Origin of the sequence: Mangrovimicrobium sediminis, assembly GCF_004745945.1 — a bacterium.
In the GTDB taxonomy this organism is placed as follows: domain Bacteria; phylum Pseudomonadota; class Gammaproteobacteria; order Pseudomonadales; family Halieaceae; genus Mangrovimicrobium; species Mangrovimicrobium sediminis.
Window position 1 is genome coordinate 39741 of sequence record NZ_SRLE01000009.1, and the last position, 21184, is coordinate 60924.

General features: G+C 67.3%; 17 protein-coding genes. 7 read left to right on the plus strand and 10 right to left on the minus strand.

Going from position 1 to position 21184, the window contains the following annotated elements; genetic code table 11:
- Positions 1–290: 290 nt before the first annotated feature.
- Genes rpe through E4634_RS13125 form a run of 3 tightly spaced genes read right to left on the minus strand, consistent with a single transcriptional unit; the run spans position 291 to position 2725 of the window.
- Positions 291–962: a ribulose-phosphate 3-epimerase gene (rpe, locus tag E4634_RS13115; protein WP_135444615.1), complete on the minus strand. Its 672-nt coding sequence runs from the start codon at positions 960–962 to the stop codon at positions 291–293.
- Between the two features lie 60 nt (positions 963–1022).
- Complete coding sequence (gene murU, locus E4634_RS13120) at positions 1023–1691, minus strand: N-acetylmuramate alpha-1-phosphate uridylyltransferase MurU (protein WP_434783506.1); 669 nt, start codon at positions 1689–1691, stop codon at positions 1023–1025.
- A 5-nt stretch (positions 1692–1696) separates the two neighbouring features.
- The gene (locus E4634_RS13125; RefSeq protein WP_240725181.1) at positions 1697–2725 is read right to left on the minus strand and encodes an aminoglycoside phosphotransferase family protein; all 1029 of its coding nucleotides are present in this window, start codon (positions 2723–2725) and stop codon (positions 1697–1699) included.
- A gap of 106 nt (positions 2726–2831) precedes the next feature.
- Between E4634_RS13125 and E4634_RS13130 the strand changes: the two genes are divergently transcribed.
- The 7 genes from E4634_RS13130 to E4634_RS13160 all read left to right on the plus strand — a co-directional run bounded on the left by E4634_RS13130 (position 2832) and on the right by E4634_RS13160 (position 13311).
- Entirely contained in the window at positions 2832–5228 is a 2397-nt protein-coding gene (locus E4634_RS13130; RefSeq protein ID WP_135444619.1) for an LPS-assembly protein LptD, read from the plus strand.
- Positions 5218–6498, plus strand: a complete 1281-nt coding sequence (locus tag E4634_RS13135; RefSeq protein ID WP_135444621.1) for a peptidylprolyl isomerase — start codon at positions 5218–5220, stop codon at positions 6496–6498. The genes E4634_RS13130 and E4634_RS13135 overlap by 11 nt, the downstream gene beginning before the upstream one ends.
- Before the next feature lie 30 nt (positions 6499–6528).
- The gene (gene pdxA / locus E4634_RS13140) at positions 6529–7512 is read left to right on the plus strand and encodes a 4-hydroxythreonine-4-phosphate dehydrogenase PdxA (RefSeq protein WP_135444623.1); all 984 of its coding nucleotides are present in this window, start codon (positions 6529–6531) and stop codon (positions 7510–7512) included.
- A gap of 65 nt (positions 7513–7577) precedes the next feature.
- A complete protein-coding gene (locus tag E4634_RS13145) occupies positions 7578–9422 on the plus strand; it encodes a hypothetical protein (protein ID WP_135444625.1) in 1845 nt (614 codons plus the stop codon).
- A complete protein-coding gene (locus tag E4634_RS13150) occupies positions 9422–10711 on the plus strand; it encodes a hypothetical protein (protein WP_135444627.1) in 1290 nt (429 codons plus the stop codon). The genes E4634_RS13145 and E4634_RS13150 overlap by 1 nt, the downstream gene beginning before the upstream one ends.
- On the plus strand, positions 10708–12141 hold the full coding sequence (locus tag E4634_RS13155; protein WP_135444629.1) for a hypothetical protein: 1434 nt from the start codon (positions 10708–10710) through the stop codon (positions 12139–12141). The genes E4634_RS13150 and E4634_RS13155 overlap by 4 nt, the downstream gene beginning before the upstream one ends.
- 3 nt (positions 12142–12144) lie before the next feature.
- On the plus strand, positions 12145–13311 hold the full coding sequence (locus tag E4634_RS13160) for a hypothetical protein (protein ID WP_135444631.1): 1167 nt from the start codon (positions 12145–12147) through the stop codon (positions 13309–13311).
- 6 nt (positions 13312–13317) lie between these two features.
- Here E4634_RS13160 and E4634_RS13165 read toward each other — a convergent pair whose 3' ends face one another.
- The 7 genes from E4634_RS13165 to E4634_RS13195 all read right to left on the minus strand — a co-directional run bounded on the left by E4634_RS13165 (position 13318) and on the right by E4634_RS13195 (position 21074).
- The gene (locus E4634_RS13165; protein WP_167854903.1) at positions 13318–14925 is read right to left on the minus strand and encodes a beta-1,6-N-acetylglucosaminyltransferase; all 1608 of its coding nucleotides are present in this window, start codon (positions 14923–14925) and stop codon (positions 13318–13320) included.
- Between the two features lies 1 nt (position 14926).
- A complete protein-coding gene (locus tag E4634_RS13170) occupies positions 14927–15907 on the minus strand; it encodes a glycosyltransferase family 2 protein (protein ID WP_167854904.1) in 981 nt (326 codons plus the stop codon).
- Positions 15908–15990: 83 nt separating this feature from the next.
- Positions 15991–16761 (minus strand): hypothetical protein, encoded by a 771-nt coding sequence (locus E4634_RS13175; protein ID WP_135444637.1) that lies wholly within the window; start codon positions 16759–16761, stop codon positions 15991–15993.
- Between the two features lie 171 nt (positions 16762–16932).
- Positions 16933–17802 carry a methyltransferase domain-containing protein gene (locus E4634_RS13180; protein ID WP_135444639.1) on the minus strand — a complete coding sequence of 290 codons (870 nt, stop codon included), beginning with the start codon at positions 17800–17802 and terminating at the stop codon, positions 16933–16935.
- A complete protein-coding gene (locus E4634_RS13185; RefSeq protein ID WP_135444641.1) occupies positions 17799–18704 on the minus strand; it encodes a sulfotransferase in 906 nt (301 codons plus the stop codon). Before E4634_RS13185 ends, E4634_RS13180 begins: the two co-directional genes overlap by 4 nt.
- Positions 18705–18782: 78 nt before the next feature.
- Positions 18783–20006, minus strand: coding sequence for a hypothetical protein (locus tag E4634_RS13190; RefSeq protein WP_135444643.1), 1224 nt, complete (start codon positions 20004–20006; stop codon positions 18783–18785).
- A 24-nt stretch (positions 20007–20030) separates the two neighbouring features.
- Positions 20031–21074: a hypothetical protein gene (locus E4634_RS13195; protein ID WP_135444645.1), complete on the minus strand. Its 1044-nt coding sequence runs from the start codon at positions 21072–21074 to the stop codon at positions 20031–20033.
- Between the last annotated feature and the right edge of the window lie 110 nt (positions 21075–21184).

Below are 21184 nucleotides of genomic sequence, written 5' to 3' on the forward strand. Positions count from 1 at the left end.
ACCAGTTCCGGGCCCGTTCCGATTGCTGAGACTACTTCGGGCCGATCCCCAGGCCAGACGGCAATGCTGGTTCCGGAGAGAGGGTAGAGGAACGGCCATCCCCTTCCCGGGGCGTCGGCGGCCATGGATGGCCGCCGCCGAGCCTGTACATGGACGTACGCTTTTTGGCGGTCCCGGGAAGGGGAGGGCCGTTCCTCTGCCCGGTTAGCCAGGCCCCGCCCCAGAAGAACCCGCAATCAAGTCCGTCGCGGGTTAAACCAACATGCGGCAGGGGAACTAGGAAGATGTACTCAGCCGACCGAGGCCAACTCCGCCCGCATGTCAGCAATCACCGCGGCATAGTCCGGCTGGTTGAAAATCGCCGAGCCAGCCACGAAAGTATCCGCCCCCGCCGCCGCGATCTCCGCGATATTCTTCGCCGAAACCCCACCGTCGATCTCCAGGCGAATGTCCAGTCCGGAAGCGTCGATCAACGCGCGCGCTTCGCGCAGCTTGTCCAGGGTGGCCGGGATGAAGGACTGGCCGCCGAAGCCCGGGTTGACCGACATCAGCAGGATCATGTCCACCTTGTCCATGACGTAGCGCAGCGCGTCGAGGCCCGCCGCCGGGTTGAATACCAGGCCTGATTTGCAGCCCGCGTCGCGGATCATCTGCAGGGAGCGGTCGACGTGGGTCGAGGCGTCCGGGTGGAAAGTGATGTAGGTGGCGCCCGCCTCGGCGAAGTCGCCGATCAGGCGGTCCACCGGGGAGACCATCAGGTGCACGTCGATCGGGGCGGTGACACCGTGCTTGCGCAGGGCCTTGCAGACCATCGGGCCGATCGTCAGGTTGGGGACGTAGTGGTTGTCCATCACGTCGAAGTGCACCACGTCCGCGCCGGCGGCCAGCACGTTGTCGACTTCCTCGCCCAGCCGGGCGAAGTCGGCGGAGAGGATGGACGGGGCGATCAGGTAGTCGGCCATGGTGGGGCTCCGGTCAGGCGAGGTGGCGTATTCTACCCGAGCCCCGCCGGGGGCACGAGTTCAGCGGCGCAGGCGCGCATCCAGCTCCGCCAGGCGCTGCGGGGTGCCCACGTCCTCCCACTGCCCGGTGTGGAATTCACCGCCCAGTGTACCCGCGGCAATCGCCGCGTCGAGCAGCGGGCGCAGGGCCAGTTTGCCCGGGGCCATATCGGCAAAAAACAGCGGGTCGAACAGGGCGATGCCGGCGTAGGTGCAGCCGGCGACCGCGTCCGGGCGGTACTGCAGCCGCCCGGTCTCGTCGAGGTGGAAATCCCCCAGCGGATGCTGCGGCGGGTTGCCCACCATCACCAGGTGGGCGCGCTCCCAGGGCGCGAGGCGGTAGTCGCGCAGGCGGGCAAAATCGTAGTCGCACCAGATGTCGCCGTTGACCACCATGAACGGCTCTGTTCCAAGCAACGGCAGCGCGCGCTGGATGCCGCCGGCGGTTTCCAGCGGGGCGTCCTCGCGGGAGTAACGAATACGCAGGCTCCAGCGTGCGCCCTCGGCACAGAAGGCCTCCACCTGTTCGCCGAGGTGCGAGACGTTGATGACGACATCCTCGATGCCCGCCGCGGCCAGGGCGCGCAGGTGGTACTCGATGAGCGGCAGGCCGCCCGCGCTGAGCAGGGGCTTGGGCGTGTGCTCGGTCAGCGGCCGCATGCGCTCGCCGAAGCCCGCGGCGAGGATCATCGCCCTCACGCGGCGCGGCTCCAGGGCTGGCGATCGATCAGCGGGCGCAGTTCGGCGGCGAACCAGTCGGCGAATTCAGCTGCGGCGGGCGAGGTGTCGCGATACCCGACCAGGGCCTCCTCCACGTAGCGCAGGACCAGCGGCAGGTCGTCGAGGTAGGCCAGTTTGCCATCGCGCAGGTACAGGCGGGCGAAAGTACCCAGAACCTTGAGGTGGCGCTGCAGGCCCATGAGGTCGAACCAGCCCAGGAACTGCGCCTGGTCCACACCGGCAAACTGCCCGGTGGCCCGCGCCTGTTCCAGGTACTCGAGTGCCCAGCCCCGCACCTGCTCGCGCGGCCAGCGCACATAGCAGTCGCGCAGCAGGGAGACAAGATCGTAGGTCGCCGGACCGATCACCGCATCCTGGAAGTCGATGACGCCAAGACGGCCGTCCGCCTGGGGCATGAGGTTGCGGCTGTGGAAATCCCGGTGCACCAGCACCCGGGGCTGGGCCAGGGCGCTGTCGATAAGCTCCGCGCACAGCGCCTGCCACATGGCCTGCTCCGCCGCGTCCAGCGGGCGCTGCAGCAAGCGCCCCGCGAACCACTCGGGGAAGCGCGACAGCTCTTCGCCGAGCAGGGCGCGGTCGTAGTGCGGCCAGGCGGGATCGTCGGCGGGCAGGGCGGCGAGTTGCAGCAGCACGCCGAAAGCGGTGCGGTAACTGGCGTCCACGCTGTGCGTGTCGAGTTCGGCCAGCAGCAGGCGGTCGCCGAGGTCGCCCAGCAGCAGGAAGCCGCGTTCGAGGTCGGCTGCCAATAGCGCGGGCACGCAGATGCCGCCGCGCTCGAGTTGCTCGCGCATGGCGAGGAAAGCGGTGTTTTTCTCGGTCTGCGGCGGCGCGTGCACCGCGATGCAGGTCGATGCGCCCTGGCGCAGGCGGAAATAGCGCCGGGCACTGGCGTCCCCGGCGACCACGCTGCACTGCGGGCTGTCCCAGCCGAGCTCGGCCTGGGCCCAATCAATCAACGCCTGGGGGGGCGGGCTGGCTGGCAATGTGCGCTCCTTCTCGATCGCGGCGGCGGTGGCCAATTTTTCCGGACAAGAGCACCGGGGATGCTTTAGAATCCGCCTCTTATTTGTGAATAATACCCGATAGCGAATGACCCGCAGAACCGTCCATTTCGCGGCGCGACGCACAATCAAACCCCTTTGCCTGGCCGTTCCACTGGCGCTGGCCGCCCTGTCGGCGGCGGCTCAGGATAGCAGCGAGACTGGCGCATCTCACCCCCTGGACTGGGTCGAGCTGCACGATGTGCCCGAGGCCCTGCGCAGCCAGCGCTGCATCAGCTGCGAGGGGCGCTACATCGACCCGCTGGCCGACGCCGACCGCCAGTCCTCGCCGGACCTGTCCGACATCGACGCGCGCGCCACCCGCTCCGAACTGCGCGAAGGCATCGCGGAGTTCTACGGCGGCGTGGAAGTCACCCAGGGATACCGCCAGCTGAGCGCCGACAGCGCCACCCTCGACCGCGAGGCGCGCTCCGCCGAACTGCGCGGCGACATCGTGCTGCGCGAACCCGGCCTGCTGCTGCGCGGCGACCTCGCCCACATCGAGTCGCAGTCCGGCGAGGCGGACATCAGCAACAGCGAATTCGTGTTGCACGAACAGCACATGCACGGCACCGCGGACCTGCTCGAGCGCGACGAGAACGGCGTACTGCACGTACACCAGGGCGTAATAACCTACTGCGCGCCCGGGGAAAACGACTGGCTGATGCGCGCCAGGGAAATGAAACTGGATGTAGAGGAAGGGCTGGGCACCGCCTACGGCGCGCGCATCGACGTCGCCGGCGTACCGCTGTTCTACACGCCCTGGCTGCAGTTCCCGCTGGACGACCGCCGCCGCACCGGCTTCCTGTGGCCGGAATTCGGCTCGGACACCCAGGGTGGCGTCGATATCTCGGCGCCGTTCTACTTCAACCTCGCGCCCAACTACGACCTGCTGTACGCCCCGCGTTTCATCGAAGAACGCGGCCTCAGCCACGAGGCCACGGCCCGTTTCCTGCACCCGTCGGTGGGCATGTGGCAGGTGGGCGGCGCCTACATGTCCAACGACGAGCGCTACAAGGACGACTACCCCGACGAGACCAGCCACGACCGCTGGCTGGCGATCGTCCGCCAGAACGGCCTGTTCAACCAGCGCTGGCGTTCGCGGGTGGACTACAGCGAGGCCAGCGACGTCAATTACATGAAGGACCTGGACAGCTCCAGCCTCGATTCGCGCCGCCGCACCGCCCTGCTGCAGCTGGCCAGCCTCGACTACCTGGGCGACCGCTGGCTGGCCAACCTCGACGTACAGCAGTTCCAGTCGCTGGCGGACGACATCAGCAACGACTACAAGAAGCTGCCGCAGTTCACGCTGTCCTACCGCCAGGACGGCACGCCCTTCGAGCTCGACCCGATCCTGCTGGCGCAGTACTCCAACTTCGACAGCGACGACAACCGGGTGACCGGTTCGCGGCTGTACTCCGAGGCCGGCGCGACCTATCCCATGCAGTGGGCCTACGGTTTCCTGACGCCGACGACGAAATACCGCTACCTGACCTACGACCTCAACGATCACCCGCGCTATACGGACCACAACCCGGAAACCGGCTCGGCCATGGCCAAGCTCGACGGCGGCCTGTTCTTCGACCGCCAGACCCGCTTCGGCGAGAAGAGCATGCTGCAGACCCTGGAGCCGCGCCTGTTCTACCTGTACAGCCAGTACAAGGAGCAGGTGGACCAGCCGGATTTCGACAGCGCGGAGCTGACCTTCACCTACAATCAGTTGTTCCGGGAGACGCGTTTTTCCGGCCGCGACCGCATCGATGACGCCAACCAGCTCTCCGTGGGCCTGACCACGCGCCTGATCGACGAGGCCGACGGGCGCGAGAAATTCAACGCCAGCATCGGCCAGATCTACTACTTCCGCGACCGCGAGGTACGCCTGTCGCCGAACGACGAGCCGCTGGACAACTCGGGCTCCGAGGTCGCCGGCGAGCTGGGCTTCTTCCCCAACCCGAGCATGAGCCTGCGCACCAGCCTGGTCTGGGACCCGAACACCGACAAGATGAACTCGGGTAACTTCATCGCCAGCTACCAGCCCGGCGGCGGACGCCTGTTCAACCTCGGCTATTCCTACCGCCGCCCACTGACCACGGTGAACACGACCCAGCCGCCCACCGAGCAGGCGCACTTCTCCACCTATCTGCCGCTGGCACGGAACTGGCGGGTGTTCGGCGCGATCAACTACTCGGTCGAAGCCAATACCAGCGTGGAAGATATGTTTGGCGTGGAATATGATAGCTGCTGCTATCGGGTGCGACTGCTGCACCTGCGCTACTACGACACCGACACCACGCCCGGGCGCAACCCGGACTTCGACGACCCGCAGCTCGAGCGGGAAAAATCCATCCAGATCCAGATTGTGCTCAAGGGCATGGGCGGCTTCGGCAACCGTGCCAGCGGCATCATGAGGGATATGATTCGAGGCTTCACCGACAGTGAATATTAAGACCTTACTCGCCAGCGCGTGTCTCGCCGGCGCCCTGCTGGCGGGTGCGACCGCCCAGGCAGAGACGGAAATGCTCGACCAGGTGGTGGCCATCGTCGAGGACGATGTCATCATGGCCAGCGAATTGCGCGACCGCATCGCCATGGTCAAGGGCAACCTCGCCTCGGCAGGTGTCGATGCCCCGCCGGACGACGAGATCATCCGCGAGACCCTGGACCGGCTGATCCTCGAGAGCATCCAGCTGCAGATGGGCCAACGCGTGGGCGTGCGCATCACCGACGCCCAGCTGAACCAGGCCCTGCAGGGCATCGCCGCCCAGAACGGCCTGACCCTGGACCAGTTCCGCAGCGCCGTCGAGCAGCAGGGCCGCTCCTACCAGGAGGCCCGCGAGAACATCCGCCGCGAGATGATCATCCAGCGCGTACAGCAGGGCAACGTCAACCAGCGTATCCAGATCAGCGAGCAGGAAGTCGACAACTTCCTCGCCACCGACGACGGCAAAAAGCTGGTGCAGGAGGAGTACCTGATCCTGCACGCGCTCCTCGCCGTCTCCCCCGACGCGTCCGAAGAGGAAATAGAAGCGGCGCGCGCCTACGCCGAAAAAGTACGCGCGAGCATCAGCGCCGGCACCGGCTTCGAGCAGGCGGTCGGTGCTCCCGGGCCCTATTCGTTTTCCGGCGGCAGCCTCGGCTGGCGCAAGCTGGACGACCTGCCCTCGCTGTTTGCCGACATCGCCCCCTCGCTCGCCGTCGGCGAGACCTCGGACGTGCTGCGCTCCGACAGCGGCTTCCACCTCATCAACCTGGCCGACAAGCGCGGCGGCAGCAACCTGATGGTCGACCAGACCCGGGTGCGGCACATCCTGGTCAAGCCCTCGGAGATTCTCAGCGACGCCCAGGCCCGCGAGCGGGTCACCGAGCTCAGGCAGCGCATCGAGGCGGGCGAGGACTTCGGCGCCCTGGCGCGGCAGTATTCCGAGGACATCGGCTCCGCCCAGGAGGGCGGCGACCTGGGCTGGACCATGCCCGGGCAGATGGTGCCGGAATTCGAGGCGGCCATGAACGCCACCGCGGTGGGCGAGATCTCCGACCCGGTACGCTCCCAGTTCGGCTGGCACATTCTGCAGGTGGAAGACCGCCGCGAGCAGGACATGAGCGACCAGGCACGCCGCAATATGGCCACCAACTTCCTGCACCAGCGCAAGTACCAGGAGGAACTGGACGCCTGGCTGCGGCAGATTCGCGATGAGGCCTTTGTCGATATCAAGTAAGCGCCGCCGCGACGGCGCCGGGCACGGCGCGTGACCGCGCGTATCGCCATCACCCCGGGGGAACCGGCGGGCATCGGCCCGGACCTGGTCGCAGCCATCGCCCAGCGCCCGCGGGAGGTAGAGCTGGTCGCCGTGTGCGACCCGCAACTGCTGCGCGAACGCGCCGCGCTGCTCGGTCTGCCGCTGGATATCCTGCCCTACGACCCCGCCGCGCCCCCGCAGCCGCACCGCCCCGGGCAATTGCCCGTGTGCCCGCTGCAACTCGCCGCTCCCGCCCTGCCGGGAGAACTCGACCCGGCCAACGCGGCCTACGTGGTGGACACGCTGCTGCGCGCCACCGACGGCTGCCTGTCCGGCGAATTCGCGGCCCTGGTGACCGCCCCGGTGCAGAAGTCGGTGATCAACGACGCCGGCATCGCGTTTTCCGGCCACACCGAGTTGCTGGCGCAGCGCACCGGCACCCCGCGCGTGGTCATGATGCTGGCGGCCGGCGAACTGCGCGTCGCCCTGGCCACCACCCACCTGCCGCTGCGCGCGGTGGCGGATGCCATCACCGGCGAACTGCTGGAACAGACCCTGGGCATCCTGCACCGCGACCTGCGCGAGAAGTTCGCGATTGCCGAACCGCGGATCGCCGTGCTCGGCCTCAATCCCCACGCCGGCGAGGGCGGGCACCTGGGCCGCGAGGAACTGGATGTCATCATCCCCACCCTGCAGCGCCTGCGCGCCGCCGGCATGCAACTGGAAGGACCGCTGCCCGCGGACACCGCCTTCAACCCGCGTGTGCTGGATAACTGCGACGCGGTGTTCGCCATGTACCACGATCAGGGGCTGCCGGTGCTCAAGTACGCCGGCTTCGGCAGCGCCGTCAACGTCACCCTGGGCCTGCCCATCCTGCGCACCTCGGTGGACCACGGCACGGCCCTGGACCTCGCCGGAACTGGCGCCGCCGACCCCGGCAGCCTCGAGGCGGCACTGTCCCTGGCCGCACGACTGGCCGCCGCACGCGGCTAGCGCGGTTTACACTCCCCGCACCCGCACCTACACTTACCGCTTTATTTTCCGGGCTTTACCACTGCATGAGCGATAGCCACACCCCGGCCGGCGCGGCCGGCGCACCCTCCTCCGGCCTCTACGCCTTCGCCGAGTGCGACATGGTCGACATGAAAAACGGCACGGTGTTGCTGCTCGACCGCGACAGCGGCCAGCAGCTGCTGGTCGCCCCGCCGGTGGCGCAGAGCATGCGCATGTGCCGCAGTTTCCGCACGCTGGAAGAGCACACCGGGATACTGACCACGAGCGTCCCGGAACTGGCCGGCCAGCAGGCCGATGTCATGGGTGTACTGGGCATGCTGCGCGACGCCGGCTTCATGACCAGCGCCGAGAGCGCCTGCGCACGCCTGAACGCCGCGCAGGCGGCGCCGGTCGACCTGCCCGCCACCCGCGTGTTCGTGATTACCTGCGACCGCCCGGCGGCGGTCGAGCGCCTGCTGGAGTCCATGCTGCGCACCGGCAAGCTCAGCCGTCACGACGCCCTCTACCTGATCGACGATTCCCGCGACGCCGGCAATGCCCAGGCCAACCAGGCCGCGGTGGAGAAGTTCAACCTGACTTCCGCGCGCGACATGCACTACTTCGGCGCCGAGCAGACCCGCCAATTCATGCAGTCGCTAATCGCCGCCAACCCGGCCGCGGAGGAGGCGATCCGCTTCCTCATCGACCGCGAACGCTGGTCCGGGGCGAAGACTTATGGACTGGCGCGCAACCTGTGCCTGCTGCTCTCGGTAGGTTACCGCGCCATCGTTCTCGACGACGACGTGTTGTGCAGCGCGCATGCCGCCCCGCACAGCGCCGAGGGCATGCAGTTCGGCTCCACCACGCGCGAGGTCGAGTTCTACCGCGACGCGCAGGAGGCACTGGCGCGCAACCCGGTGCTGGACTTCGACCCGCTGTCCGGCCACGCGCAATGCCTGGGACTGAGCCTCGGTCAGGCTGTCGCCCGCCTCGAGCTGGGCCCGGTCACACCGCAACAGTTGCACGGAAGTTCCTCCGCCCTGCTGCGGCAGTGGAGCGCTGACTCACCGCTGCTGGTGACCCAGAACGGCACGCTGGGCGACCCCGGCTCCCAGGGCACCGAGTGGCTGTTCGAACTGCAGGGCGAGTCGGCCCGGCGCATGGCAGCGTATCCGGGCGGCATCCAGGGTGCGCTGGCTTCGCGCAGCTACTGGCTGGGTTACCCGCACCCGGGTTTCACCAAGATGGCGGTGATGTCGCAGGTGACCGGTCTCGACAATTCGCGCCTGCTGCCGCCGTATTTCCCCGCATTTCGCGGCGAAGACTACCTGTTCGGCGCGATGACCGAGTACCTGCATCCGGAGTCGGCGGTACTCACCTACCCGTGGTGTGTACCGCACCTGCCGCTGGACGCGCGCCCGGCCAACCCGGACCCGGCGCCGCGCGACGGCCGCCCCGAGGTCAACTTCGGCAAGTGCGTGACCGACCGCACCGTGTATCGCGCCGGCATCTCTCCCGAAGCCCGCCTGCACAGCCTGGCTGCCCTGGTCGGGGAGTGCGCCGAAACCGTCGATGTGGACCTCGCGATCATGTTCCGCCGGGAAGCGGCGGAGTTGCAGGCCGATGACATGCTGTTGTACCAGCGCCTGCTGCAGGACGGCATGCTGCGCCCGCCCCAGTGGCAGGAGTGGCTGCAGGACAGCCTGCAGTCGGTGCAGGCGGCCTCACAACAGGCCGCGGCGCCGGGCGCACTGCGCAACCTGCCGCAACCGATAGACGACACCGAGGCACTGGCCCGCTTCCGCGAATTCGCCAGTGGCATGGCCGCGGCCCTGGCCCACTGGCCCGGGATTCGCGCTGCCGCCGTCGCCGCCGGTAGCGCCGCCGAGCCGGGGGCCACTGTCGGCTGATGTTCAACGGCGGTGGCAGTCAGGGAAGTACTGCGCCCACCGAACCGACTGCGATCGGCAACCTGGCGTTTGCGCGTGCCGCACTGGTGGCCCTGCTCGCCCTGGCCATCTCCGCCGCGGTACTGCTGTCGCTCTACCCACGGCTGCTCGAGCGCTCCGGGGCGGCACTCGATACCACCCCCGGCGCAGCCGTCGATGCCCGCCCCGGCACAGCGGCGACACCCTGGGCTATCAACGGCGCCGACCTCATTGTGCGCATGGGCGGCGCCGAACCCGGGGCGGGGGACAGCCTGCACGTCACCCGGCTGGAGGAAGGTGTCGACAGCCGCGCGATCCTCACCCGGCGCGTGGCCCTGGACGCAAGGGACTACCCCTACCTCGAGTTCGATATCCGCGGGCGCAACCTGGCGAGCTACTACTACTTTATATGGCGCACGGCGGACGACCCGGACACGGTGCATCACATCGCCCTGCCCTTTTCCGGCGAGAACAGCTCGGTAAGACTGCTGGCTCAGGACCCGACCTGGCGCGGCTCGGTGATCGAGGTGGGGCTGGACATCTACGGCGAACTGCGCGACGTCTCGCCGCAAATCCGCCGGCTCACCCTGCTGCCGGCGGCCAACGCCAGCCTGTGGCAGTCCATCTGGGCGGAGTGGCGGGCGCAGCGCACCTGGACCCAGCGCTCCGCGCACCAGTTGCCGGGCACGCCCACGGAAACCGTGCTCTCGCCGGTGCTGGGCGCCGCCGCCTGGGCCGGGCTCGCCCTGCTCCTGGCGCTGCTGCTGGCCCGCCTGGTCCGCGCCAGCCTGATAGCCAGCGCCCTGCTCTGCCTGCTGCTGCCGTGGATCGCGCTGGACCTGCTGTGGCAGGTGAAGCTGTCCAACCAGTTGGAGGAGACGCGTCTGCTGTTCAGCGGCAAGTCGCGGGCCGAAAAACACCTGGCCGATATCGACAGCGAGCTGTACAGCTACGCGCAACACCTGCACAGCGAGGTCCTGCCACCACCCGGAGCCAAGGTACACCTGCTCAATGAAGAGGGCCGGCGCGGCTACCGGCGCCTCAAGTTGCAGTACTACCTGCTGCCGCACAACATCTTCAATTTCGGCAAACACCCGATCCGTGAATCCCTGCGCGAGGGCGATTACCTGATCGTGCTGGACGAGGTGCCCGGCCTGCGCTTCGACCGCGGGCGGGGCGAGCTGCGCTGGGGCGACCAGGCCTTGCCGGTAGTGCGCGTGGACCGACGGGCGCCGGGCAGCGTGTACCGCTACCGTGGGGAGACGCCATGAGCGCGCTACTCGGGGCCCTGCTCGCCATCGCCCTGCCCTGGCTGGTGGGCGGCGTGTGGGTCTACTGGCTGCTCGGGCGCTACGCCCGCTACAACACCTTCGTAGTGCTGGGCCACGGCTACCTGCTCGGTGTTTTCCTCGCCACCGCGGCACTGCGCGCCTGGGGGCTCACCGGCCTCGCGCTCAATTTCTGGGGGCCGGCAAGCGCGCTGGCGCTACTGGGATTCGCCGGGGCAGCCCTCGCCTGGCGCCGGCCGGTATTGCAGCCCCCGGCACCGGCGCGCGCAGCGCTCCCCGGCTGGCAGTTGGGGCTGGCGGCGCTGTTGTTGCTGTTGCTCGCCTGGCGCTATCTCACCATCGGCGAGGAACTGCTGCTGCGCCCGCTGTATCCCTGGGATGCCTGGATGAACTGGTCGCCCAAGGCCATCGTCTGGTTCCACTACCGCGAGTTCACCCCTTTCGTCAGCCCCAACGACTGGCTGCTCCTGCCGCCGGAAGACCGCGCCTATACCCTGGGTGCGTTCAACGCCTGGAAATACCCGGTCGGCGTACCGCTGCTGGAACTGTGGGGTATGCTTGCGGTGGGCAGCAGCGACAGCAGCCTGGTCTTCCTGCCCTGGGTCGCCGTCGCCCTGGCGCTGGCCGCGATACTCTATGGTCACCTGCGCCTGGCCGGTGCGGCGTTGCCGCTGGCGGTGCTGGGCGTCTACCTGCTGTTCAGCCAGCCCTTCGTCAACGTACACTCGGCACTGGCCGGTTACGCCGACCTGTGGGTGGCAGCCACCTTCGCCGCCGCGGTGTTTGCGCTGACCGAGTGGGAGGAGCGCCGCTCGCTGGTCTACGCCGGCCTGGCACTCGCCTACGCCGCCTTCTGTGCCCAGCTCAAGATCCCGGGCATCATTCTCGCCGGCATGATCATCGCGCTGCTGGTCGCGATACGCCTGGACTGGCGCCGCCTGCTGCTGTTGGCGCTACCGGCGCTCGCCCTGCTGGTCGTGGTACTCACCTGGGGTATCCACCTGCAGATTCCCGGCCTGGGCCCGCTGACCCTGTCCGCGCAGCAGGTGACCATTCCCGCCGTCGGCGACTTTCGCATCGAGTTCCACCCGGTGCAGGACGCCCTGCTGCGCGCCAACTTCCTGATGATCAACTGGCACCTGCTGTGGTACGTCACGGCCGCGGCGCTGGTGCTCAGCCTGCTGCGGCCGCGCCTGCTGCGCGCCACCCTCGGCAGCTGGCTGGCGCTGGTGCTGTGCGTCGCGTTCCTGCTGTTCGTCTACTTCTTCACCGGGCGCTACCGCTTCGCCCTGGACTACTCGCAGGTCAATCGCGCCTTCCTCTACGCCGCCCCGCTCGCGGTATTTTTCGTCTGCCGCCTGCTGGGGCGACTGGAAAACACGCCGGCCAAACCGGCGGATCGCGCGGGGTAAACCATGGGCGACACGCGCACCCTGACCCTGCACATCGGCAACCACAAGACCGGGACCTCCGCGATCCAGCGCAGCCTGTTCCGCGACCGCCAGCAGCTGTCTGAACACGGCGTCACTCTGTTCTGCACTTCGCCGGAGGGCGATACCCTGAGCTCTGGAAATGCCTCGCCCTGGATCGGATTTCGTCCTGCGGCGGGCACACGCATCGCCGGCGTACCGCGGCGCGACCTGCCCGCGGCGCTTGCCCGGGAACCCGGGGACGTACTGATGTCAGCGGAGACCTTTGCCTGGGTGTTCGACGCCGGCCAGTTGCGCGAGCTGTACCGGGCGCTGTCGGCACATTTTTCCCGCGTGCGCGTCATCGCCTACCTGCGCCGGCAGGACCAGCAGGCGGTCTCCCAGTACCAGCAGGCCAGCCGCCGCGACGCCATCGTCGCCGCGACCTACTACGGCGGCGGCAATCGCGCCCTGCCCGTGTATGGCCCGCACCTGCACGCCTACCTGGATTACGCGCAGCGCATGCAACTGTGGGCGGACAGCTTCGGCCACGAAAACCTGTGCCTGCGGCTGTTCCAGCCCGACGCCCTGCACGCGGGCGATGTGGTACAGGATTTCTACCGCGCGGCCGGACTGCCGCTGCCCGGCGCTGCACAGCGGGTCAATGAATCCACCGGCTTCGAGCGCACCAAGCTCGGCCACCTGCTCAGCGAGCAGGAATTCGAACCGGGCACGCGGACGGTACTCGCCCGCTACCTGGACGACAGCGGCAAGTTGCTGCCCTCGCGCGCCCAGGCACAGGCGTTCTACGACAGGTTCCGCCAGGGCAACACGGTACTTCACGAGCGCTACGGCCTCGGCAGTGCGCCGGCCGCATTCACCGAGGATTTCTCCGCCTACCCGGAGGACGCGGCCGACCTCTGGAACGAGGACTCCGCCAACGCCGCGCTGCGCCACCTGCTGCGCGGGGTGCGCGAGCTGCCCCTGCTCGACAGCGAGGAGCTCGCGGCGATCCAGCGGGCCGCCGGCCTGCTGGCGCAGACCGACCCCGGACTGGCCCGGCAACTGACGGCCATTGCCGCTGAGTACGATTCGCGCGCGGTGCCCGAAGCACCACTCTCGCGGCGGCTGCACAGCGGACTGCGCCGCTGGTGGCGCCGCCTGTATCGCTGAAGCGACTCAGGGCGTCAGCAGGCCGGGCGACCAGTTCTCCAGTTCACCCTCGCCCACCAGTACCGTGGCGCAGGCGCTCCCGACCAGTTGGGCATGCAGCCAGCGCAACAGGCGCAGGCGATCGGCACTGGTGTCGTGCAGCGTGGCCTGGCGCGCATACTCCACCAGCGATGCGCTGCCGTCCTTCGCCGGCGGGCCAGCGCAGTCCGGCAACAGCGAAAGGACGTCCGCGGGCGCCGGCAGCGTCGGGTCGGCGCGCCAATGCTGATCGAGAATAAGCGTGCATGCGGGGTCTCGCGACAGCTCCCGGAGCATTTCCCGACCGGCGGTGTCCCGCTCGGGGTTGAGCAGAAAGCCGGGCAACTCCCCCTCGCTGGAAGACAGTACCTGGCGCAGGAAGCCGCGTCGGTCCGCATCGCGTTGTGCCAGGGACAGTACACGGCTCACCGCCGGCGCATTGATGTCATCCACCACCGACTGCCAGCTGTTGCCCAGCAGGTGCCCATGGCAGGCGTACCCCGGCAGGGCGTTGCAGCGCCGTTGCAGGGCACGGGAACGACCCTCGTCGCAGGACACCACCACGAAGTAACGGCCGTTGCGCCGCAACCTGCAGCGCGGGCGTGAGCGGCGCGCGCTCACCGGCGTACCGAAAAACTGCAAGGTCTTCAGTGCCAGGTCGTCGCGGGGAAACGGTATCGGGGCCGCTCCGTGCGCGTCGTCCAGCCGGCTGATAAAGGCGGGCACATCCATGGCCGCTACTGCCGCCAGGCTGGATTGCAGTGACGTCGCCCAGGGGGAGATCTTGCGCCCGAAAAAACGCGCAGAGCAAATCAACTGGGCAAAGTTGTCGTCGTAGTAAACCCGCGGCATCCCCATCGGGTCGAAGTCGTAATGGGTCAGGCCGTGTCCGCGAATCGCATCGCGATCGTCTACCAGCGCGTACACCAGGGTCTGGAAAAACAACTCGTCCGGCACCCAGGTGCGACCAAAGAACTTTTCGAGACGGCGTTCCTCGTGGTAGTCGAGGATACGGCACAGGGTCGGCCAGCTGAGCGTCCACCACTGGGAGCCCATGCGCGGCGCCAGCCCGTCCGGCATCTGCCGCTTGATGCCCAGCGCGTGCTGGGCGCGGATGGCGAGGTCGAACAGGTGCGGCGATTTGCGCCAGTTGACGAAGTGGTAATAGCGCCAGCGCTCCTGCTGGTAACCGCCCTTCACCCACAGGTTGTAGCCCGGGTCCACACACTCGATAAATTCGCTGCCGCGGTTGTCGGCGAGAAACTGATCGAGCAGCGCGATCGGCTTGGTCGGCATGCAGGCGCCGCTGAGCAGGGTCACGTAGTCGAATGCCTCGCCGGTCTCGCGCAGGCACTGCAGGGCGTTGAGCGTCGCCTGCACGATGGACCACTCGCCCCAGACCACTGCCACCGGGTCCGCCAGCAGCAGCTTCGGATGCCGGTCCGCGAACTCCAGCAGCGCGCGTGGCGGCGCCCCCGGAGAGGCCGCGCGATCGAAATGCACGGCGACATGGCTGCCATCGCGCAGCAAACTACCCAGCAGGGCGAACAGCCCGCTGTTGCACTGGTGTGCGATGACCACGTACGCCTTGTTCACGTCACTTCCACCAGGGGCCGGGATTCATCAGCCGCAACTCCACCAGTTGCTCCCAGCCCGAGTAGCGCTGCGACACATCGGCGTCGTACAGCCGCTCACGGCTACTCACCGCGCTGGCGTACTTCCGGTACTCGGCGGAGTTGTTGTAATGCTGCTTGCGATGCATTTCCTCGCGCACCTTGTCGACAATCGCCGATATGAACTTGAAGTGCAGTACACAGCCGGTGATGTCATCGTCCTCGTACACCTTGTTCGGCCGGCGCGGGGCCAGGTTGTGCATTGACGAGACGAAGTAATAGTGGGGTTTCCAGCGCACGAAACTGAGCTTGTTCAGGGCCGGCGGCTCGCCGTCTCCGGACCCGTAGAACTGCCGCGCACGCACCCCACCCTTGACGTGCAGGTTGTGCCAGTAGCTCTTGTCCGTGCCCCGATACCCATGAGCATCGAACCACGGGCAGACCTCCCAGGGCACGTCGCCGGAACGATACTCGCCGGAGTCGATGTAATCGCTGTACAGGTCCAGCATGAGTGTAAACATCGACGAGCGCCGTCGGCCGGCGAGCATCGCGCCGAGTTCGTCCAGCGAACGGCTGGTGTAGTGGGGGTAAACCAGGAGTTCGTCCGGATCGCAGACCACGCACCAGTGGCCGTGGGCGTAGCGGTGCAGCAGGCCGTTGAGCCAGTGCATGCCAGACGCGGCCTCCTTGTAGGAAGCTTCGGTGTACCACACGGAGACATCCGGCATGCCACTGACATACTCGCGAAAGCCGTCGCTCGACCCATTGTCCACGAAACAGAAGTGATCGACGCCGAGCGCGCGGTAGTGCTCGAGGAAATAGGGAATACGCAACTGCTCGTTGCGCAGGGTACTGAACAACAGGACGTCCCCGGGGGCGATCGCCGCGGTGTTGTCCTGCACACACTCCAGGTCGCGCACGCGGCGCGCGGCGGCGAAGGCGAACATGGCCAGATGCTTGAGCACGCCCAGCTTTGTCTTTAGCGAGCGCGCCTGTTCTCTCGGTTTTGAATGTCGCGTCATGCCTGCCTGTTACCGCTGCGAGTGCATCAAAAGGGGCGAATCGTACGCGTAGACCGCGCCTCGAGGAACCCGGCCACCTCGTCGTAATTGGCGATCTTGGCGGCCAGGGTACCCGGGTTCTGCCGCACCAGGGTGTCTGGCAGCGCGGACAGGGCCTGACCGGGACAGATGAAATCGATCACCCGGTTGACCGCCTCCAGGTCGTCCAGTTCAGCATAGTCGATACGCACGAAGGCCTGGCCGCTGGCTTCGAGTCGGCCGCAGATATTGCTGTAGTAGGTGGCCCGCTCCTGCGCGAACGCGAGATAGTCGACCGGGTTGAATTCAATCTGCGTCACCTTGCGGTCAGCGGAGTCGAGCAGCACCCACTGCCGGGTGGCGCGCGCCAGTTCCAGCGAGACATAGGCCTCCAACGGGTCGCGGGTGAGTACGACCTTGCGCGCCTGCCGGTTGCGCATGACGCGCCTCCAGGCCCAGGCACCGTGACCATCGAACAGACGAAACACCAGCTCGCGGTTTCCCGCCTCGGCGAGCAGGCGGTTGAAGAAAGCGATACGGTCGCGGTCACGCGCCTGGACGTCGTCCCGGCGATAGCCGCCAAAACCGCCCTCTTCCATATCGGGGCGATCCACTCCGACGAATACCGGATTGAACAACTCCCCAAGGCACACAATGCCCGGACACTGGTTGAGATAGGACTGCAGCAGGTTGGAGCCAGTGCGCATGCCGGCGAGGATACAGGCATAGCGCCCGGTCTTCAGCTGGTCCTCGGCACTTAACCACTCTCGCCAGAGCAAGGCTTGTTCTCCGTTCCCGTTATTGTTTTTCGGCGGTGTGGCCTGCGCCGCCCACACCCCGGCGCAGGGTCGCGGCCATGGTAGCACAGGCTGGCTGGCTGACCGTCCCGGCGGGGGCGCACGCCAGCGGCCTGCCGGCCGGGCGTGAAGTGCGGGCCAAACCCGGTGACATCAGGAAAACAGACGCCGTAGAAACCGCCGGCAGCGCGCAAGAAAGCCAGGACGCCGGCGCCGGAACGAGGCCGAACCATAGCCCTGGAGCGGCGCCTCGTCCGCGCTGTCGCCGGCTTCCGCGTAGTAGGCCGCGATATCCGCGGCGAGCGTGTGCCGCGGGTGCAACGACAGCGCAGCATCGCGGTGCACACGCTTGAGGTACATGTCCGGGTGGATGAGCGACACCGGTGCCGGATTCTCCACCAGGCCCCCGGCAATGAAGCCTGGCAACTGCTCCGACGCAACGTACAAAAACAAGTTCTGGCGGTAGTAATAGGGAATGCTGGCGTCGTGCCAGAACCGCTCGCGAAAACAGTCGATACAGTGATAGTCGCGGCGCGCGAAAAAGCGGTGCCAGTACTCCACCCAGTTCTCGTTCACATGCCCCAGGCCGCCCTGGTAGGGCAGCGCCGCGGAGAACAACACCACCGGCGCGGCGCCGGTGAGGGTATCGAAATAGTTGTCCAGGCCCGCCGGCGGCACGTGCTCGGCGACCTCGGTGGACACCGCGAGATCGTATCGACAGGGCAGGGAAACGGGCTGGGATAGGTCGACGGCGGTGAATTCCTGCGCATCCAGTCCCCGCTCGGCGAGGTCAATCTCCGGCAGGTCATAGCCGTGGACCTGTTCCACACCGAGGCCACGCGCGGCGTGCAGCCAGCCGGCCTTGCCGCAGCCGAAATCCGCCACGGATGCAAACGGATAGTGCGACTGTACCAGTGCCAGCAGGCGCGGCTTGGCCGGTGTCCGCTGCCCGACCGTTTGCGCCGCCAGCGGCACCACGCCGCCGAAGTCGTTGATGAAATGCGAGGAGCGCCCGCTGCTCATGTTGCGGCTCGCATGACAGGAGCCCCGGTAGCGACCCCCGCCAAAGCGGCCCGGCGCGACCAGGGCTCGGGCAGGGCGCCGGCGAAACGCTCGCCAAGGTCGCGATACACGCCTGCAAACGCCTGGCAGGCAAGCGCCTCGAAACCCTCGGGCAACGGCGCCTGCGCGGTGGCGTGCACGCGCTTGTCGAGCGCACCGGGCAGCGCGTCGATACCCAGGAACGCTGCAAGCCGGTTGATTTCGCGTTGGTGATGTTCGGCGCCGAGCAGGTCCTCGTAAAAGCACAGGAAAACCTGTTCGGGGGGATAGACGGTATCCAGCACACGCAGTGTACGCGTGTAGTCCGTGCGACTGACAAACACCGGATCGGTGAGCGCCTGCCGCGCACGCTTGCGCGCGTCAAAGCGCAGCCTGCCCAGGCGCGCTTCCTCGAAACGCAGGTGCGACCAGGTGCGCTCCACCGGGTCGCGCAGCAGGAAGATCAGGCGCGCCTCGGGCGCTTCCTCGCGCATCCTGCGAAAGCCCGCCTCGGACAGGGTCGCATAGGCCGGCGTGATCTCGCCGACCGCACGGGCGCCGTTCCGCGCCAGGGCCTCGAAGTAGTCGAGGTAGCTGCAGCGCCCACGGGCCATGCGCAGTCGCGCGAGGAGGAAGTGCAATTCGTCCAGCGCATCCGGTTCGCTGCACTCACCCAGGCGCGCCGCCTTGCGCTTGAGGTTGGCCAGTATCTTTTTTTCTTTCCAGTGCCAGCCCTCGCCATCGGGCAGGGAGTTAAGGCGGGAAAAATAGTGAAGTTCCTTGATGGGCGAAAACTGCACCTGCGGGTGTGCGGCGAAATACGCTCCCAACCAGGAGGTACCGGCCTTTTGCGCACCGATGCCGATAAACAGGGTCGCGTCCATCCGTCTAGCGCGCCGCGTGTCCGGGAAGTGCTACTCCCCTGATTCGGCCAATCCCTGCCTTTGCCCCCATGCCTGCGGCTACCTCCCGAACGTCCTGCCCACCTGAAACTGTAGTCGCTTGACCCGCGAGTGCAAGGGGCCGGCACCCAGCCGGCGGGCCAGGTCGCCCAGGGCAAGGCGGGCATCGCCGAAGCTGGCAGGCAGGCGGCCGGCGGCGGCCAGGCAGGCCTCACCCAGCAACGCCGGGCGTGCGTGCAGGCGATGCCGGAACTGCAGCGGCACCACACCCAGGTAGCCCTCGGTATCCTTGCGTCGTTCCAGGGCCGTCATCAGCACGTCGGCTTTCCTGTCCACCGCGCTCACCATCTCGTCCAGATAGTCGCGCAACTGTGCATCGTCGAGTGGCGCCGGGGATGCCACCACCGGGTAGTGGGAAAAATCATCGGTGAACAGGTCCGCCGGCCCCTCAACCCCGAAGCGCTCGGCCAGCGCCCGGTTGCCGGCGACGAAGGGCGCATAGAACGCCTGCGCCTCGGCGCGGCCGGGCAGCAGTTTGTCGCGCGGCTGGATAGTCCGGTCGTAGAGATTCGCCGCGAGTACCAGAAAGTGCTTGGCCGGGGAGTGCTCTCCGACCGGGGCGCGGGTCTGGTGCAGGAACAATTGGCTGCGGCGAGTGAGGGAAGCATTCAGCGGCCGCTGCCAGTCGAACTCGCCCGCCGGCAGCTCCAGCAGGGCAGCGAAATCCGCGAGTACGTCGCCTCCGTGCAGGCGGTCGCTCTCGAACACGCGCAGGGTCACCTGGCGATCACCGAAGGCATCACCCCACATGCCCACACGTCGCTGGAAATCCAGGTAACCCGCGGCGACGTCCGACAGCCGCGAGGGCAACGCGGCCGGCTCATGCCCGTAGGCCAGCGCGCAATCCGGCCACTTGGTGCCCTCCTGCTTTTGCGATACCGCCAGCGCATCCTGGCGGCGCAGGTAGAACAGCACCGCAACCTGGCGCGCGTAGCGAGCGCAGTGCCGCTGCAGTTCGATAAGCGCTTCGGGCGTATCGATCCAGGCAAAGTTCTCCCGCGACAACAGGCAGACGGCGCTGTCGAGCTCCGCCAGCGGCGCCAGGGCTGACGGGTTGGTGGCGTAGCCGCGCAGGTCCGGTGTACGCCGCAGTAAACCAGCGATGGTCGGCACCTGGATATCAAAGTCTGTCGAGAGGCGCTCGCGGTTACGCGCCAGGAAGGCCTGGATGGAACTGGAGCCTGTCTTGTGCAGGCCGGCGTGAATGATCAGCCGGTCAATCATGCGCGGACCGGCGCTGGCACTGAATCACCCGCGCCTCCAGGCGGCAAGGCGCGCGCGCAGGCGTCGCAACCCGCCCGCAAAGGCTCCGCGTCGCCAGCGCAGCAGGGCCACCCCCAGCGGGTCGACGGATACCACATCACGCCGGTTGACCTGTTCGTCATGTACCAGCACCCGCGCCAGGTCCAGGGGCTCACCCGGGACATGCAGTTGCTCGCGCCGGCAAAACGCCTGGAAATCGCGTTCAATCGCCTCCAGTTTCTCCTGCAGTACTTGAACATGCTCCACCGAGGCCAGTGCAGTGGAGCGCAGCAGGCGCGAACGCGCGCGCTCGTCGGCCAGGGCATTGATTTTGCGCAGGCGATCGCGCTCCAGCGTCGTTTCGTCACGCCCGGGATTGACCACCGCGCTGGCGGCCTCATGGGCGTGGATCCCGTCGGCGCCGAGCAACTGCAGGAAGCGCGTGATGTGCGCTTCGCCGCGCAGCCCATAGGGTTCCAGGAGCACGGCATCCTCCCCGAACAGCCCGCGCCAGTAGGCCGTATTCGCCTCCGGAAGGATGATGCTGCGGTTCAGGTGGTCGACAAAATCGACGAAACGCCGGTGCGGGCGGTCCGACTTGTTGATCTCGTTGTACCAGGAGATCGCGAAGGACAACGGCGCGCGCACATACATGATGACGCGTACGCGGTACCCCGCGAACAGTGCCTGCAGGTCGCGACCGATACCTTCGCGCGCCTCCTCGGGAAAACCGGGGACACGGTAGAATTCCTCGGAGGAAACCAGCGCCGCCGGGGCCTGCGACTGCTCCAGTGCGCGCCGCAGGGCAGCCGCGACATCGACATAGTCGTCGCTATCCGCGTACCAATCCGGCGGTCGCTGGCCATAGCGCGTATACAGGCTGAGCGGCAACTTGCCGTGGCTGACCGGCAGGTTACCCGGGCGGGCGACATCAGGGTAATCCAGGCCGGCCCGCAGCAGGGTGTCGCGCTGCGTCGAGCAAAATTGCTGCAAGGCGGAGGTACCGGTCTTGAAATTGCCGACGTGAAGAAAAATGGTCCTGCTGCTCATCGCTGTACGCTGATCCCGTTTCGCCGCTGTCGGGAGGTCGATATCCGGGCATGAACTCGCCCGCAAGTATGGCGGCAATTATGCCACAGCGTCGCGGCCGCGAACGTCCC